At 67.8% G+C, this 16,372-nt stretch carries 11 protein-coding genes; 7 read left to right on the top strand and 4 right to left on the bottom strand.

Features of this window, described 5'->3' with window-relative positions:
* Window positions 1–151 precede the first annotated feature (151 nt).
* Entirely contained in the window at window positions 152–1,183 is a 1,032-nt protein-coding gene (locus VER16_RS08450; protein ID WP_324807137.1) for a DUF1176 domain-containing protein, read from the bottom strand.
* Window positions 1,184–1,341: 158 nt separating this feature from the next.
* Here VER16_RS08450 and recJ point away from each other — a divergent pair, with 158 nt between their 5' ends.
* Together recJ and VER16_RS08440 are read left to right on the top strand one after the other, a co-directional pair.
* Window positions 1,342–3,099: a single-stranded-DNA-specific exonuclease RecJ gene (recJ, locus tag VER16_RS08445; protein ID WP_324807135.1), complete on the top strand. Its 1,758-nt coding sequence runs from the start codon at window positions 1,342–1,344 to the stop codon at window positions 3,097–3,099.
* A gap of 122 nt (window positions 3,100–3,221) precedes the next feature.
* The gene (locus VER16_RS08440) at window positions 3,222–6,122 is read left to right on the top strand and encodes a VIT domain-containing protein (RefSeq protein WP_324807133.1); all 2,901 of its coding nucleotides are present in this window, start codon (window positions 3,222–3,224) and stop codon (window positions 6,120–6,122) included.
* A 67-nt stretch (window positions 6,123–6,189) separates the two neighbouring features.
* Here the strand turns inward: VER16_RS08440 and VER16_RS08435 are convergent, their stop codons facing one another.
* Both VER16_RS08435 and VER16_RS08430 read right to left on the bottom strand, forming a co-directional pair.
* Window positions 6,190–7,173 (bottom strand): phosphatase PAP2 family protein, encoded by a 984-nt coding sequence (locus VER16_RS08435; RefSeq protein ID WP_324807131.1) that lies wholly within the window; start codon window positions 7,171–7,173, stop codon window positions 6,190–6,192.
* A 91-nt stretch (window positions 7,174–7,264) separates the two neighbouring features.
* A complete protein-coding gene (locus VER16_RS08430) occupies window positions 7,265–8,470 on the bottom strand; it encodes an acyltransferase family protein (RefSeq protein ID WP_324807129.1) in 1,206 nt (401 codons plus the stop codon).
* 135 nt (window positions 8,471–8,605) lie between these two features.
* Here VER16_RS08430 and VER16_RS08425 point away from each other — a divergent pair, with 135 nt between their 5' ends.
* Complete coding sequence (locus VER16_RS08425; protein ID WP_324807126.1) at window positions 8,606–9,508, top strand: LytTR family DNA-binding domain-containing protein; 903 nt, start codon at window positions 8,606–8,608, stop codon at window positions 9,506–9,508.
* A gap of 33 nt (window positions 9,509–9,541) precedes the next feature.
* Here VER16_RS08425 and VER16_RS08420 read toward each other — a convergent pair whose 3' ends face one another.
* On the bottom strand, window positions 9,542–10,282 hold the full coding sequence (locus VER16_RS08420; RefSeq protein WP_324807124.1) for a M48 family metallopeptidase: 741 nt from the start codon (window positions 10,280–10,282) through the stop codon (window positions 9,542–9,544).
* Between the two features lie 180 nt (window positions 10,283–10,462).
* On the opposite strand from VER16_RS08420, the gene prfB reads away from it, so the two are divergent.
* The 4 genes from prfB (at window position 10,463) to VER16_RS08400 (ending at window position 16,315) form a co-directional block, all read left to right on the top strand.
* Window positions 10,463–11,588, top strand: a protein-coding gene (prfB, locus tag VER16_RS08415; RefSeq protein WP_108765046.1) for a peptide chain release factor 2 whose coding sequence is annotated in 2 segments (ribosomal slippage) — window positions 10,463–10,537 and window positions 10,539–11,588 — 1,125 coding nt in all. Because the reading frame shifts where the segments join, the coding sequence is not laid out codon by codon here.
* A 119-nt stretch (window positions 11,589–11,707) separates the two neighbouring features.
* Window positions 11,708–12,490, top strand: coding sequence for a helix-turn-helix transcriptional regulator (locus tag VER16_RS08410; RefSeq protein ID WP_324807121.1), 783 nt, complete (start codon window positions 11,708–11,710; stop codon window positions 12,488–12,490).
* Window positions 12,491–13,225: 735 nt separating this feature from the next.
* The gene (locus VER16_RS08405; RefSeq protein ID WP_324807120.1) at window positions 13,226–14,611 is read left to right on the top strand and encodes an NAD-dependent succinate-semialdehyde dehydrogenase; all 1,386 of its coding nucleotides are present in this window, start codon (window positions 13,226–13,228) and stop codon (window positions 14,609–14,611) included.
* 63 nt (window positions 14,612–14,674) lie between these two features.
* A complete protein-coding gene (locus VER16_RS08400) occupies window positions 14,675–16,315 on the top strand; it encodes an acetolactate synthase large subunit (protein ID WP_324807118.1) in 1,641 nt (546 codons plus the stop codon).
* Window positions 16,316–16,372 lie beyond the last annotated feature (57 nt).

Below are 16,372 nucleotides of genomic sequence, written 5' to 3'. Positions count from 1 at the left end.
CGGTAGGTGCCAACCTTGGTTGGCACGCCACGCCTGGGTAGGTGCCAACCTTGGTTGGCACGCCACGCCTCGGTAGGTGCCAACCTTGGTTGGCACGTTGGGATCAGTCGAGCATGGCTCGACTCTACAGAGGCCGGCAGCGCTGCCGGCCTTACCTCACCGTGCTGACCACCGTCGGCAGCTGCCAATGCCCGCCTGCCACGCCGCGGCACTGTCCCGTCGTGAATTCGCTGCTCTTCACGAAGCGCGCGCCATCCCAGGTCCAGTCGTGGCCGGAGAAGCAGTCGCCGATCCCGCGCCCACGGAAGCGCCCGCGCAGCGTGGCATCATCGCGATCAAAGTCCTCCGCGTCGGAGGTCACGAACTTCGCCGGGTACGGTGCCTTGTCCTGCACCACCCAGTAGCCGCTGCTGAAGTTATAGGCCCCCATGAAGCAGCTGGTGCTGGCCAGCACGTGCGCGGCATCCAGCCGCTGGATCTCGATCTCATCCTTCTCGCCCTCGCTCAGGCGCGTGCACGCGTCGGCGTCCGGCAGGCTGGCAATCAGCGCCTTGCGCAGCGCAGGCACCCCCGCCAGCGCCGCATCCGTGCCGCGCGGCGCCACCAGTTTTCCGCGCACGATCACCGGCACCGGCAGAGCCGCCGGTACGCTAGCCTCGGTCCTGTCGCCCGGCCTCACCAGTGCGCCGGGCGTGCCCAGCCGGCCCTGCGCCTCGTCCATCTTCAGCAACACGGCCGTGGCCCCGCTGTCCGAAATCGCCCACGCCTTGCCCTTGCCATCGACAATCTCGATGCGTGCCTTGCGGGGCAGGGCAGCAAGCAGGGCAACGGTCTGTTCCTGTTTCAGCAGCACCTTTTCCGAGTCGCCGGTGTCCTGCACCGGCCCGAGGTCCTTGCCATTCAGGCGCAGGCGCAGCGTGCCCGCCGGCGTCGGGCTGTCGCCATCCTCGCCATTGCGCAGGCGTGCGATGACCGGTGCATTCGGGCCGCCCGCGCGTTCCAGCATCAGGCTGAGCAGGTTGCCGGGTTCTTCGGGACTGTAGCCGGCGGCACGACAGGTGCGGGTGTTGTCGCAGGCCAGTGACCAGTCGTTGTGCTCGAACGCCACACCAGCGTTCGGTTCGGGCGTGGCGGCATGGGCGGCGGGAGCCAGGGCGAGGGCCAGGAACAACAAGCGGTGCATGGGGTGACATCCATTTCGGGGCCAGCAAGCATGGAAGATGTGGCGATGAAATCCAAATGCCTGGGTTGGGGGCGGGGCCCTCTGCCGTGCAGAGGGGGCCGACCCCGTCTCCGGCCCCGCGCTATGATGGTGAGGTCTCCCGCAACCCGGCGATGCCGATGTCCCTTGCCGCCGATGCTGCACCGTCCGTGTCCGATACCCCGATGATCCGCCGCCGCGAGCCGGTGCAGCCGGGGCCGTGGCCCGACGACACGCTGCCGCTGCTGGCCCGCCTCTATGCCAACCGGGGCGCGACCACACCGGAACTTGCGCTGCCGCGCCTGGGCAACCTGCATGCGCCGGAGCTGCTGACCGGCATCGATGCGGCGGTTGCGCTGCTGGTCGAGGCCATCGCCCACGACAAGCGCATCCTGGTGGTGGGCGATTTCGACTGCGATGGCGCCACCGCCTGTGCGGTCGGCGTGCGCGGCCTGCGCATGCTCGGCGCGCAGCACGTGTTCCATGCCGTGCCCAACCGCATGGTGCACGGCTACGGCCTGTCGCCCTCGCTGGTGGAGGAGCTGGCCGAACTGCAGCCGGACCTGCTGGTCACCGTCGACCACGGCATTGCCTGCCATGCCGGCGTCAACGCCGCCAAGGCGCGCGGGTGGCAGGTGCTGGTCACCGACCACCATCTGCCCGGACCGCAGCTGCCACCGGCCGATGTCATCGTCGATCCGAATCTGGAAGACGACGGCTTCCCCAGCAAGTCGCTGGCCGGTGTCGGCGTCATCTTCTACGTGCTGATGGCCCTGCGCCGGCAGATGCGCGAGGCCGGTGTCTTCGCCGATGGCAAGGGCCCGGACCTGACCACGCTGCTGGATCTGGTGGCAGTCGGCACCGTCGCCGATCTGGTGGTGTTGGATGCCAACAATCGTGCGCTGGTCAGCGCGGGACTGCGCCGCTTGCGTGCCGGGCAGGGCTGTGTGGGGCTGAAGGCATTGATCGAAGCCAGTGGCCGCGATGCCGCACGGCTGACGGCCACCGACATTGGTTTCGCGCTTGGCCCGCGCCTGAACGCGGCTGGCCGCCTGGAGGACATGGCGCTGGGCATCGCCCTGCTGCTGACCGAAGACCCGCGCCAGGCCCGCGACATCGCCCAGACCCTCGAGCAGATCAACGCCGAGCGTCGCGCCGTGCAGCAGTCGATGACCGACGACGCCGAGCAGGCGCTGTCACGCGTGGTGCTGCAGTCCGAGGGCGAGCGGCCGGTGGCGGCCTGCCTGTTCGATGCCGACTGGCACCCCGGCGTGGTCGGCCTGGTCGCATCGAAGATGAAGGACCGCCTGCATCGCCCGGTGATCGCCTTCGCACCCGCCGAACCCGGCGCCGACACCCTGCGCGGGTCGGCCCGTTCGATCCCGGGCCTGCATATCCGTGACGCACTGGCGCTGGTTGATGCGCGCCATCCCGGCCTGGTCGAGCGCTTCGGCGGCCATGCGATGGCCGCCGGCCTGAGCATGCGCCTGGAGCATCTGCCCGCGTTCGAGGCCGCCTTCGTCGCCATCGTGCAGGAAGTGCTGGACCCGGCTGCGCTGCAGCAGCACGTGCTCAGCGATGGCGAACTGGCCGTGCACGAACTCGACCACCGCCATGCCGATGCCCTGCGCCTGGCCGGGCCTTGGGGGCAGGGTTTCCCCGAGCCGCTGTTCGATGGTCATTTCGAGGTGGCCAACTGGCGCGTGCTGAAGGAGCGACACCTGAAGCTGGAACTGCGCCTGGCCGGCCTGCCGGGCACGGTCAACGCCATCCACTTCGGCGGCTGGCACGGCAATGCACCCAGCCGACACGTACACCTGGCCTACCGCCTGGCCTGCGATGATTACCGTGGCGGCACCGCGATCCAGCTGATCGTCGAGCACTGCCTTCCCGCCTGAAAAAGGGGACGGAGGGGATTAAGTCGTTTGTGCACAAACGACTTAATCCCCTCCGTCCCCTTTTTAACCCCACCTGCCGTGTTGGTGCGTTGAACCGTCCACGATCCCACTGGAGCCGTGCCATGGTCTTTGCCCGCTGTGCCTCCCTCATCCTGCTTGCGCTGGCGGTCTGGCCCGTTGACGCGCAGGCGCCGCGTCACGCGCGGCCGCAGGCCAGCACGCCGCTGCTGATTGCCCCGGCCGCCGAACAGCCGATCCAGCTGCGCGAGGCGCGCATCGAGGGTGAGGTGCAGGCCGGCATAGCGCAGACCCGCATCACCCTGGAATTCCACAATCCCAACAACCGCGTGCTGGAAGGCGAGCTGCAGTTCCCGCTCGGGGATGGCCAGCAGATCAGCGGCTTCGCGCTGGACATCAATGGCGAGCTGCGCGAGGCGGTGCCGGTGCCGAAGGATCGCGGCCGCCAGGTCTTCGAGGAGATCGCGCGCCGGGGTGTCGACCCGGGCCTACTGGAACAGACGGCGGGTAACCAGTTCCGGCTGCGCGTGTATCCGCTGCCGGCCGGCGGCAGCCGCCGCGTGCAGCTGGTGGTGCGTGAGCCCTTGGCGTTCGCCGACAAGGGCTGGCAATGGGCATTGCCTCTGCAGTTCGCCGCGGGCGCGGCTTCGGTGAAGCTGGATCTGCAGGTGGCAGGCGCTGCGACTACCGGCAAGGCGCCATTCGCTCTGCAGGGCGGGCAGCTGCACTGGCAGGGGCGTGGGGCACAACTGCCGGCCCAGCTGCAATGGACCCTGCCTGCGGTGCGCCAGTCGCAGGTGCAGGTGGCGAAGTGGCAGGACGGTCATTACCTGCTGGCCCAGCTGCCGGTGCCCGCCGACCGCACGCCGCGCGCGGTGGCGAGCGAAGTGGGCCTGCTCTGGGATGGCTCCGGTTCGGCTGGGCAGCGCGATCGCACACGCGAGTTCGCGCTGCTGGACCGCTACTTCGCGGCGATGGGCGAGGGCAATGTCGTGCTGACCGTGCTGCGCGACCGCCCCGAGGCCGAGCGGCGGTTCCGTATCCGCAAGGGCGACTGGAGCGCACTGCGCCAGGCGCTGCAGCAGGTACGGCCGGACGGCGCCAGCGCGCTGGCCAACTGGCAGCCGCAGCCCGGGGTGAAGGAGTACCTGCTGGTCAGTGATGGCCTGCTGACCTACGGCCCGGAAGCGCTGCCGACGCTTGCCGCTGGTCAGCGCCTGTTCGCGATCAGCAGTGCCGGCGCACACACCGATGTCACCCGCCTGCGTGGCTGGAGCGAGGCACACGGGGGCCGTTTCGTGGCGCTGGGCAATGACGTGCAGGCTGCCGCGCGCGAGCTGCTGTCCGCACCGCGGGACATCCAGATCGACGTCGGGCGTGGCGTGCAGGACGTGGTGATCGATCGCCGCAGCGAAGCGCAGGGCTGGCTGTGGCTGCATGCCCGCCTGGCAGCCGAGGGCGTGCCGATGCGCGTGCGCATCGATGGGGGCCAATGGCAGGCCCTGCCGCCGACCACCCGCAGCGACGATGGCGACCTGCTTGCTGGGCTGTGGGCGCAGGCGCGCCTGCAGCAGCTTGCGGTGGACCGGCGCAGCAACCGTGAAGCGATGCAGCGCCTGTCGCAGCAGTTCGGGCTGGTGGGCCCGGACACCTCGCTGATCGTGCTGGAAACCCTGCAGGACTACCTGCGCTATGCGATCCGCCCGGCCGGTGCGCTGCGTGCGGACTATGACCGCCTGTTCGCCCGCCAGGTCGCTGACCGTGCAGCCGAAGACCGCCGCAGGCTCGACAAGGTGGCCGCGCAGTGGAAGGAGCGCCAGCAGTGGTGGAACCGCAGCTGGCCGAAGCAGGCCCCGCCGTCTGCGGCGAAGGAGATGCTCTACAACGAATCGGCCGCCAGCGCGCCGATGGCCCTGCTCGCCGCGCCCGCACCGGCTGCACCTGCGCCGCCGCCCGCACCGATGATGGCCGCCGAATCGCGGAGGGAGGCCGCCCGCGCGCAACGTCAGGCGCCCGCGGCGCAATCGTTGGCGTTGGATATCATCGGCGGCAGCCCGTCGGCTGACGAGGCATCGCCGCCGCGCGCAAACCGTGGCCAGCTCGGTATCCGGCTGGCGGCATGGCAGCCGGATTCGCCGGTTGCCCTTGGCCTGCGCCAAGGGCCTCCCTCGCAGTTGTACGACCGCTATCTGGCCGAGCGTGCCGCCCATGCCGACAGCAGCGCGTTCTTCCTGGACGTCGCCGACCTGTTGCTGCAGCAGAATCAGCGCGAACTGGCACTGCGCGTGCTGTCCAACCTGGCCGAGATGGACCTGGACAACCGCCATCTGCTGCGCGTGCTGGGCTACCGGCTGCTGCAGGCCGACGCGCCCGCGCTCGCCGTGCCGGTATTCGAGCAGGTGTTGGCGATGGGCCAGGAAGAGCCGCAGAGCTTCCGTGATCTCGGCCTGGCACTGGCCGCAGCCGGCAAGCCGCAGCAGGCGCTCGAGCCGCTGTACCAGGTGGTGGTGCGTCCGTGGGATGGTCGCTTCGATGGCATCGCCCTGATCGCGCTGGATGAGCTGACCAATCTGGTGTCACGCAGCCGACCGCCCCTGGACACCCGGGGCATCGACCCGCGCCTGCTTCAGGCCATGCCCTTGGACCTGCGCGTGGTGCTGGCCTGGGATGCCGACAACAGCGACATGGACCTGTGGGTGACCGACCCCAATGGCGAGCGCGCCTACTACGGCAATCGCCTGACGTACCAGGGCGGGCAGATGTCGCAGGACTTCACCGGCGGCTATGGCCCCGAGCAGTTCTCGCTGCGCGATGCCAAGCCCGGCAGGTACAAGGTGGAGGCCAACTACTTCGGCAGCCGGCAGCAGCTGGTGACCGGCGCCACCACCTTGATGCTGCGCCTGACCACGCATTGGGGCACGCCGCAGCAGAAGGACCAGAGGGTCACCCTGCGCCTGAAGGACCGTGCGGAGACCGTGCTGGTGGGCGAGTTCGAGGTGCGGTAGGGCTCTGGGCCAGGCATGGTTGTGGTGCCCGGGTCATCCACGCATGGCGTGGATCTACTGTGGCCGCTTATCCACGCATGGCGTGGATCTGGCGCTGGCGCGGAATCCACCGTGCCAGTGCCACGCCTCCGCCCAGGATCAGCAACGTGCCGACGGTGTGCCACAGCAACCCGGTGATCGGTGCATCCGGCAGCGGAATCGCGCCGGCCAGCCAGTCAATGACCGGCCGCGCCAGCAGGTAGACCACTACCACGCCCAGCACGCGCAGCACCCGCGGCACGATGCCCTGCGGATCCGCCGGCCAGCCGCGCCACTGCAGCCAGGCCACCAGCAGCACCAGCGCCAGCAGGCGCGCGGCTTCACCGAGGGGCACCAGGTGCGTCCACAGCGAGGCCCCGGCCAGCATCACGCCCAGGCCCAGCAGCGCAGGCAACTGCCAGCGCCGTGCTGCGTGCTGGCCTGGCATCAGCTGCCAGGCCAGCACGGCCACACCGATGCCGATCACCCAGCCGGCCAGCACATCTGCCAGGAAATGCCGGCCCAGGTACATGCGCGAGATCGCCATCAGCAGTGGCCAGCCCAGCACCAGCGCCCAGCGCAGCCAGCGGCGGCGGATGCCAAAGGCGAGCAGCAGGCCCACGCACGCGGCCGTCGCCACGCCCACGTGGCCACTGTTGAAGCCGTAGTCCGGATCAGGCTGCGCCCGCAGCATCGCCGTGGCATGCGCATCGGGCAGCGACCAGAAGGTGCGGCCGCCGCCATCCACGACGAACGGGTGCGAAGGCTCGCCCTTGTCCAGCACCGCCGCATCCACGTCGGAGGGGCGGGGCAGGGCGGCGCTCTGTTTTATCGCATGGGTGGCGCAGGCCATCAGCAGTACGGCCAGCATCACGCAGAGGCCGGCGCGCAGCCGGGCCCCGAACGCGCAGACGAGGATCAGCGCGGTATAGGTCATCTCGTAACCGAGCAGGCTGATGAACTGCATCACCGACAGCATCCAGCCGGCGTCGAAGGTGTGCTGCAGCCACAGGTGCCACTGGGTCTGGAACATCCGTTGTCCTCATCATCCGTTGCTAGTCAGGTCAGGCAGGGCCGAGCCTGTGCTCGGCGCATGGCCAAAGCAGCCGAGTGTGGACTTGGCGCTACACCGGCGCAACACGTGTCACCGGCAGCGATGACGCGTCGTTGCGCAGGCCGAACAGGGGGCGCAGCCAGCGCACGCGGCGGATCAGCAGTTCGTGGATCAGCAGGCAGCCACCCACGGTGCCGGCCACCAGCAGCGCCGGTTCCAACCACGGGCCCAGTTGCAGCGGTCGCAGCGTGTACAGCACGACGATCAACACGGTCTGATGCAGGATGTACCAGCTGAACACCGCCTCCCGGCAATACGCCAGCCCAGGCCACGGCTTGGACAGCAGCACCCGTGCCCAGCCGAATAGGGTCAGCAGCATGCACCAGGTGTAGAGCGCGCGGCCGATGCGCTCGGTCTGGCCCCAGGGCAGTGCCAGTACCCAGGCATCAACCTCGCCCACATCCGGAAGCCGGGCCAGCGCACGGATTCCCAGTTCCAGGCACAGCCCAAGCGCGGCCAGCATCAGGGTCAGCCGACGCCCACGCACCAGCAGCTCCCAGCCGCGCTGCCAGCGCGCAGCCATGAACCCCCCAAGGAACAGCGGCAGCGACTCGGCGTGCACATACACATCATCCAGCAGCGCGTGGGTGGGTGGCCAGCGCGGCATCAGCACCAGCAAGGCCCAGGCCAGCCAGGCCACCGGCAGCACCAGCAGCAGCGCGCCCAGCAGATGGTCACCTGTCTGCCAGCGCGGCAGTGCCGCACGCAGCGGTCGCAGCAGGCTGGCCAGCACGACGGCCAACACGGTGTAGGGCAGCAGATAGGCCAGGTACCAGAGGTGATTCCAGGTGAAGCCGTAGGCCGCACCACTGAAGTGCGCCCCCGGCCACGGCCTGAACTGCCAGTAGCGGCAGAGGAACCGGGCCCACCCCGGCGCCACATCCCCCTTGTCCAACGCCTCGTAGTAGGCCTGCAGGGACACCACGGCGATGATGCCGAACAACAGCGGCAGCTGCAGGCGCCAGCACCTGCGCAGGGTGTGGCGCAAGCGGCCATGGTCAGGCAGCGACAGTCCCAGAGCGATGCCGCTGATGGCGAACAGCAGTGGCATCCGCCAGCGGTTCATCGCGATCATCGGCCATTGCAGCCACTCGGCGGTGTAGGCGCTCTTGAGGTGGAAATCCCAGCCGGCCACGTAGGCCATGGCGGCGTGGTAGAGGATCAACAGCGCAAAGGCGGCGATGCGCAGAGTATCCAGGTCGTGGCGACGGTGCATGGTCGGCGGCTGTCAGGAGGAAGCTGCAGCGTCGGTCTGGCAAGGCCTGGGCGCCAGCGGATGGGGCGCAATGGGTGGCGCGCAGGGGCCAGTGGTGGGGTGGCTGGGACCAATGGCCGGTGCGTATGGATGTGGATGGGCAACAATGGACGGATGGAAAATGGATACCCGGCGGTCGTGGCCGCTTCTGTCACTGTTGCGCGGCCCCGCCTGATGAATGCCGTCGCGTTCTGGTCGCTGCTGTTCCTGTCCACGGCGGCGGGCAATGTGCTGGCGCACGGGATGCGGGCATGGCGGGACGCCCAGCCGTTCGCCGCGCTGGGCACCTCGATCGAGGAGTTCAGCAGCGCGCTGTCCACCCTGGCTCTGCTTGTCGTGCTGCATGCCGCCACGCGGCGCTGGCCGCTGCATGCCGATACCTGGCGGCGCCGGATCGGCTTCTATCTGCTGGGAGGCATTGCCTGGTGGCTGCTGCACGTCAGCATGATGGTGCTGCTGCGCAAGCTGGCTTTCGCCCTTGTCGGCCAGCACTACACCTATGGTGACTGGCCGGCGCAGTGGTTCTACGAGTTCTTCAAGGACGTGCAGACCTACAGTCTGCTGGTGATCGCCGTGCACGCCGCAGCGTGGTTCGGCCGCCGGAGGCAGGGCGAGGCACACCTGCTGGCCGAGCCCGACGACGGCCCGCCGATCGAGCCGGTCGAACGCCCACAGCACTTCCTGGTGCGCAAGCTGGGCAAGGAGTTCCTGGTGGCCACCGCGGACGTGGAGTATGCCCAGGCGGCCGGCAACTACGTGAATCTGCGGGTGCGCGGCCACGACTACCCGCTACGGATCACCATGGCGGCGCTGGAACAGCGCCTGGACCCGGCGATGTTCCTGCGCACGCACCGCAGCTGGCTGATCCACCGCGGGCAGCTGCGTTCGATCGAGCCGCTGGATGGCGGTGAGGCACTGCTGCACATGGTCGACGGGGCCAGGGTGCCGTGCAGCCGGCGGCAGCTGCCAACGCTGCGGCAGGCACTGGCGGGCGCCTGAGCGGGCGGGCACCGGGGCCCGCCCGCATCCTGCTTACTTCGTGTCTTTCTTGATCATGCTGTCGATGCGCGCGGCGCGGGCGTCCGAGCCCGGGTGCGAGGACATCAGTCCACCCTTGCTGGACAGCTTGCGGAACATGCTGGCCAGGGCGGCCGGATCATGGTTGTGGCGTTTCATGAACTGGTAGCCGTAATCGTCGGCGGCGCTTTCTTCCTTCTGCGAGAACTGGGCGTTGATGAAGCTCTCGCCGAGTTCGCCGAGCTGGCCCTGGCTGAGCTGGGTCAGGTTGCCGTTGCCGGACGCCGCCAGGCCATCGCGGCCGGCCGAGGTCAGCAGTGCGGTGCGCATCTTGGACTTGCTGTGGCCCAGCTTCACGTGGCCGATCTCATGACCGATGACACCACGGATCTCGTCATCGCTGGCCATGTCCATCAGGCCGGTGTAGACGCGCACGCAGCCATTGGCCATCGCCCAGGCGTTGACGTCGGCAGTGCGGTAGACCTTGAAGTTCAGGTTCAGGCCGTCCTCATTGGCCAGGCCCTGGGTGATCTTCGCCAGGCGCTGGGCATAGGGATCGTTGCCGGTCACCACCTGGTTTTCCTGGTCCATGTACGCGCAGGCCTGGTCGGCGGCCTGTGATACGTCGGCGTCGGACAGGGTCAGCGCCTTGCCCGCCTTCAGGCCGGTGCTGGACAGGCCCTTCAGGTCGATGGCCGAGGCATTGGCGGCCAGCAGGCAGGCGGCCAGGCACAGGGTGGAACGGATGATCGTCATTGAAGTGATGCTCCTTGGGTTGGGATGGTCCGCGTGGCCGCTGTTCCCGCGGCGGTCGGGAAGTCTACCGGGATCGTGTGGCCAGATGTGCTGTGGGCGCGCCAGCCCCCGGCCTGCCTCGCCGGAGCCCCCTGCCTGCGGTATCATGCGCAGTCATCTATCTAGTGCATGACTGCCGACATGATCGAACTGAATCCTGTCCGCCAGCGCATCACCGATCTGACCGATCGTGTGGTGTCGCTCAGGGGGTATCTTTGACTACGACGCCAAGAAAGAGCGTCTTGAAGAAGTAACGCGGGAGCTGGAAAGCCCCGACGTCTGGAACAACGCCGAATACGCGCAGAACCTGGGCCGTGAGCGCTCCAGCCTGGAAAAGACCGTGGGCGGCATCGCCTCGGTGCTGGACGGCCTGACCGACGCGACCGAGCTTCTGGAACTGGCTGAATCCGAACAGGACGAAGATACCGCCCTGGCCGTGGTCGCCGATCTGGACAAGCACCAGGCGCACGTGGAAAAGCTGGAATTCCAGCGCATGTTCTCCGGCGAAATGGACAATGCCGCTGCCTTCGTCGATATCCAGGCCGGTGCCGGTGGTACCGAGGCCCAGGACTGGGCGGAAATCCTGCTGCGCATGTACCTGCGCTGGTGCGAATCGCGCGGCTGGAAGACCGAGCTGATGGAAGTGTCCGGTGGCGATGTCGCCGGCATCAAGTCGGCCACGCTGCGCGTGGAAGGCGATTACGCCTACGGCTGGTTGAAGACTGAAACCGGCGTGCACCGCCTGGTGCGCAAGTCGCCGTTCGATTCGGACAACCGCCGCCACACCAGCTTCACCTCGGTGTTCGTGTCGCCGGAAATCGATGACAACATCGATATCACCATCAACCCGGCCGACCTGCGTACCGACGTGTACCGTTCGTCCGGTGCCGGTGGCCAGCACGTGAACAAGACCGAGTCGGCGGTGCGTATCACCCACATCCCGACCAACATCGTCGTGGCTTGCCAGACCGGCCGCAGCCAGCACCAGAACCGCGACAACGCGATGAAGATGCTGGCCGCCAAGCTGTACGAGCTGGAAATCCAGAAGCGCAACGCCGAGAAGGACGCCGTGGAAGCGACCAAGTCCGATATCGGCTGGGGCAGCCAGATCCGCAACTACGTGCTCGACCAGAGCCGCATCAAGGATCTGCGCACCGGCATCGAACGTTCGGACACCCAGAAGGTGCTTGACGGTGATCTGGACGAGTTCGTCGAGGCCAGCCTGAAGGCGGGTCTGGCGGTGGGTTCCAAGCGCAGCGATGCCTGATTCCCGCCCCTGCGCGGATATCATCGCCCTCGTGCGCAATGCCGAGGGCGGCTGCACCGTTTTTCTGTAGAGCCGAGCCATGCTCGGCTGCTGTTGGCACGAAAAATTACGGCGGGGCGATGATGCGCAGCGAGAGTGAACGCAAGGAACTGGGCGGCTTCCTGAAAGCCTGCCGCGCCCGTGTCGACCCCGCCACGCTCGGCCTGCCGGCCGGGCGCCGGCGCACCCCGGGCTTGAAGCGCGAGGAAGTGGCGCTGGCCATCGGGGTCAGTGTCAGCTGGTACACCTGGATCGAGCAGGGCCGCGAGGTGCGCGCCTCGCCGGAAGTGCTGGAGCGCCTGGCCAGGGTGCTGCGCCTGAGCGATGACGAGCGCGCGTACGCCTTCGCGCTGTCCGGTTACGGCGTGCCGCTGGAATCGCCGGACGAGAGCGTCACCGACGGCCTGCGCCAGCTGGTGGAGGCGATGCAGCCGATCCCGGCCTATGTGCGCAACACCCGGTTCGACATCCTGGCGTGGAATGCGGCCATCGCCGATCTGTTCGTGGATTACAGCCAGTTTCCGCCGCATGAGCGCAACACGCTGCGGTTGATGTTCCTGTACCCGCCGTACCGCACCCTGATCCTCAACTGGGAAGAGATGACCCGCGGGCTGCTTGCCGGGTTCCGGGCGGCGATGGCGCAGGCCCCGGACAAGGCGCCGTTCCTGGCGCTGGTCGAGGACCTGTCGGCGCACAGCGAGGTGTTCCGGCTGTGGTGGCCGGAGCATGACGTGCGTCGTTTCGATGAGGGTGCGAAGAAGCTGAACCACCCCACGCGCGGGTTGCTGGACCTGCAGTACGTGGCGCTGGTGCCGGAGAGCCGGCATGACCTCTCGCTGGTGACCTACCTGCCGCGGAAGTAGGGGGGTGTTCGGCAGGGCTTGCAGCCCTGCACCTGCTCAATGCAACGACAACCGCAACGGCAACGTCAAAAGCTGGGTACTCGTGGGATGGCGGGGCGGTGTGGGCTTGCAGGACACGCCGCAAGTACGTCCGTGTAGGCTCGTAGGCGCCATCCATGGCGCCTGCGGTCCTGCAAGCCCACACCGCCCCACCTCGGACAGATTCCCGCGATCTGTCGGGACGGCACGGGGTCGGATCCCGTTGCTGCGCAACCGGCTCCGACCCCAGATTGATTTCGATGTCTCACAGATTCATCCACTCATGGCGTGGATCTACTGTGTCGACCAAGGTCGACATCTACACGAGCACATCCCCGTGCCGACCAACGGTCGGCACCCACCACCAGCAGCTTCATGCCGTTCCGACAGATCGCGGGAAACTGTCGAAGGCGGGGTGGGTCTGGTTGAGGGGGCGTGAGCCGCATGGATGCGGCGACCGAGCTTACAGGGACGTACTTGCAGCGTCCCCCTCAACCGGACCCACCCCGCCATCCCATGGATGGCCAGCTTTTGCCGTTGCCGTTGCCGTTGCATTGAGCAGGTGCAGGGCTGCAAGCCCTGCCACAACAGCCCCTCCCCATACAGGTAAGTGCAGGTCACAGGATACGCAGACGCCTTGTTGCCGGCCTCGATCAGGTCCACATTCCGTGCAGGAAACGGGCTGCCGGCCCGTTGTCGAGACGACAGGAGACCTGCATGTCCGCTGCCCCCACCACTGCCGTGTCCCGCGATCCGGCCACCGGCCAGGTGATCGCCAACCACCCCTTCGCTACTGCCGCAGAACTCGAAACGATCCTGCAGCGTGGCCAGGCCGGTTTCGCGGCCTGGAGCACCCGGCCGCTGGAAGCGCGCGCTGACGTGCTGCGTGCCATGGCTGCCGTACTGCGCCGTGACCGCGAGCCCCTGGCCGCGATGGCCACCGCCGAAATGGGCAAGGTCCACGCCGAATCGCTGGCCGAGATCGAGAAATGTGCGGTGCTGTGCGACTGGTACGCCGAGCACGGCGCGCCGTTCCTGCGCGATGAGCCGACCCAGGTGCCGGGCGAGCAGGCGTATGTGTCCTACCTGCCGCTGGGCGTGGTGCTGGGCATCATGCCGTGGAACTTCCCCTACTGGCAGGTGATGCGTGCAGCGGTGCCGATCCTGATTGGCGGCAACGGCTTCCTGCTGAAGCCAGCCGAGAACATCGTCGGCACCGCGCAGCTGCTCGACGCCGCATGGCGTGAAGCCGGCCTGCCAGAGGGCACCTTCATCGCCGCCAACATCAGCCGTGAGGGCACCAGTGCCGCCATCGCCGATGATCGCATCGCCGCCGTTACCCTTACTGGCAGCGTCGCCGCTGGCCGCAGCATCGCCGCCCAGGCCGGGCAGGCGCTGAAGAAGGTGGTGCTGGAACTGGGCGGCTCCGATCCGTTCATCGTGCTGGCCGATGCCGACCTCGACGCTGCCGTCGATGCGGCCGTGGCCTCACGCTTCCAGAACACCGGGCAGGTCTGCATCGCCGGCAAGCGCATCATCGTCGAAGACGCCGTCTACGACCGGTTCGTGACGCAGTTCTGCCAGAAGGTGCAGGCGCTGACCATCGGTGATGGCCGCGAGCCGGGCAACCGGATCGGCCCGATGGCCCGCCAGGACCTGCTGGATCAGTTGCACGCCCAGGTGCAGGCCTCGGTGGATGCCGGTGCCCAGCTGCGGGTAGGCGGTCATCAGCTGGATCGTCCGGGGGCCTTCTACGCCCCGACCGTGCTGGTGGACGTTGAACCGGGCATGCAGGCCTTCGATACCGAGACCTTCGGGCCAGTGGCGTCGATCAGCCGTGCCCGCGATGCCGACCACGCGGTGGCACTGGCCAACCAGAGCGAGTTCGGCCTCAGCGGCAACCTGTGGACCGGCGACCGGGCCCGGGCCCGGCAGCTGGCGCGCCGGCTGCAGACCGGCGGCGTGTTCGTCAACGGATTCTCGGCCTCCGATCCGCGCGTGCCCATCGGTGGCGTGAAGAAGAGCGGCTTCGGTCGCGAGCTTTCGCACTTTGGCATCCGTGAGTTCGTCAACGCGCAGACCGTCTGGTTCGACAAGCGTTGACGCGCGGTTTCCTCCCTTCCTGCAACGATCCACCACCAGTCCAGCGAAAAGGACGACATTCCAATGTCCAAGGGTTCAGATCTGCTTGTCGCCGCACTTGAGAACGAAGGCGTCGAGCGCATTTTCGGTATTCCCGGCGAAGAAAACCTCGACGTGGTCGAGTCGCTGCGCCATTCCCGCATCGAGCTGGTCATCACCCGCCACGAGCAGGCGGCGGTGTTCATGGCGGCCACCTACGGGCGCCTGACAGGCAAGCCGGGGGTGTGCCTGGCCACGCTCGGGCCGGGCGCGCTCAACTTCACCACCGGTGCGGCCTATGCGCTGCTGGGCGCGTGGCCGGTCATCATGATCACCGGCCAGAAGGGCATCGTCGCCAGCAAGCAGGCGCGCTTCCAGATCGTGGACATCGTCAGCACGATGAAGCCACTGACCAAGCTGGCCCGGCAGATCGTCTCGGCACGCACCATTCCGACCATCGTCCGCGAGGCGTTTCGTGTGGCCCAGGAAGAGCGCCCCGGCCCCGTGCTGCTGGAGCTGCCCGAGGACATTGCCGCCACCGAGGTTGAGGGCGTTTCGCTGATTCCCACCCATGCGGTGGACCGGCCGATTGCCAGCCCGGAAGCGCTGGACCGTGCGGCGGAGATCATCCGGGGTGCCAAGCGGCCGCTGCTGATGATCGCCTCGGCGGCATCGCGCCCGCAGTCCAGCGATGCGCTGTCGGCCTTCGTGCAGCGCGCCGGCATTCCGTTCTTCACCACGCAGATGGGCAAGGGCGCGGTGGCGGGCGGTTCGGGCCTGTACATGGGCACCGCGGCGCTGACCGAGCGCGACTACGTGCACATGGCCATCGACCAGGCCGACGTGATCGTGACCATCGGCCACGAAGTCACCGAGAAGCCGCCGTTCGTGATGCGTCCGGGTGGCCCGACCGTCATCCACATTGGCTACTCGCAGGCGGCGGTGGAGCAGGTCTACTTCCCGCAGGTGGAGGTGATCGGCGATATCGGGCGCTCGCTGACCCAGCTGGCCGACCGCATCGAAGGCGCCGTGCCGCATGCCGATGCCCTGCTGCCGCTGCGCGCGACCATCCTCGAGCACCTTGCCGACCGTGCCGAGGAAGCGGGTTTCACCCCGCAACGACTGGTGCATGACGTGCGCCAGGTGATGCCGCCGGACGGCATCGTGGCGCTGGACAACGGCATGTACAAGATCTGGTTTGCCCGCAACTACCGCACGCAGGTGGCGAACACGCTGCTGCTGGACAACGCGCTGGCCACCATGGGCGCGGGCCTGCCCTCGGCCATCATGGCCTCGATCCTGTACCCGCAGCGACGGGTGCTGGCGGTCTGTGGTGACGGCGGCTTCATGATGAACAGCCAGGAGCTGGAGACCGCGCGGCGGCTGGGCCTGAACCTGGTCGTGCTGATCCTCAACGACGGTGCCTACGGAATGATCCGCTGGAAGCAGGCGGTGGATGGCTTCACCGACTACGGCATGACCTTCAGCAACCCGGATTTCGTGAAGTACGCGCAGGCGTATGGCTGCAAGGGCCATGAAGTGACCGCCATCGAGCAGTTCATTCCCACGCTGGAGGCAGCGTTCAGCGAGGGTGGGGTGCATCTGGTGTCGGTGCCGGTGGACTATTCGGAGAACCAGCGGGTGCTGGTGGAGGAGCTGCGACAGGCGTTTCCGGGCAACGGGTGAGGCCACCCCGCACGCGGTCTGGTACGGGCGCGCGCGCGCTCTGGTAGGTGTCGACCT

The organism is Stenotrophomonas sp., from assembly GCF_035634915.1.
Classification (GTDB): Bacteria; Pseudomonadota; Gammaproteobacteria; order Xanthomonadales; family Xanthomonadaceae; genus Stenotrophomonas.
This window is presented reverse-complemented; position numbering and strand designations above follow the sequence as displayed.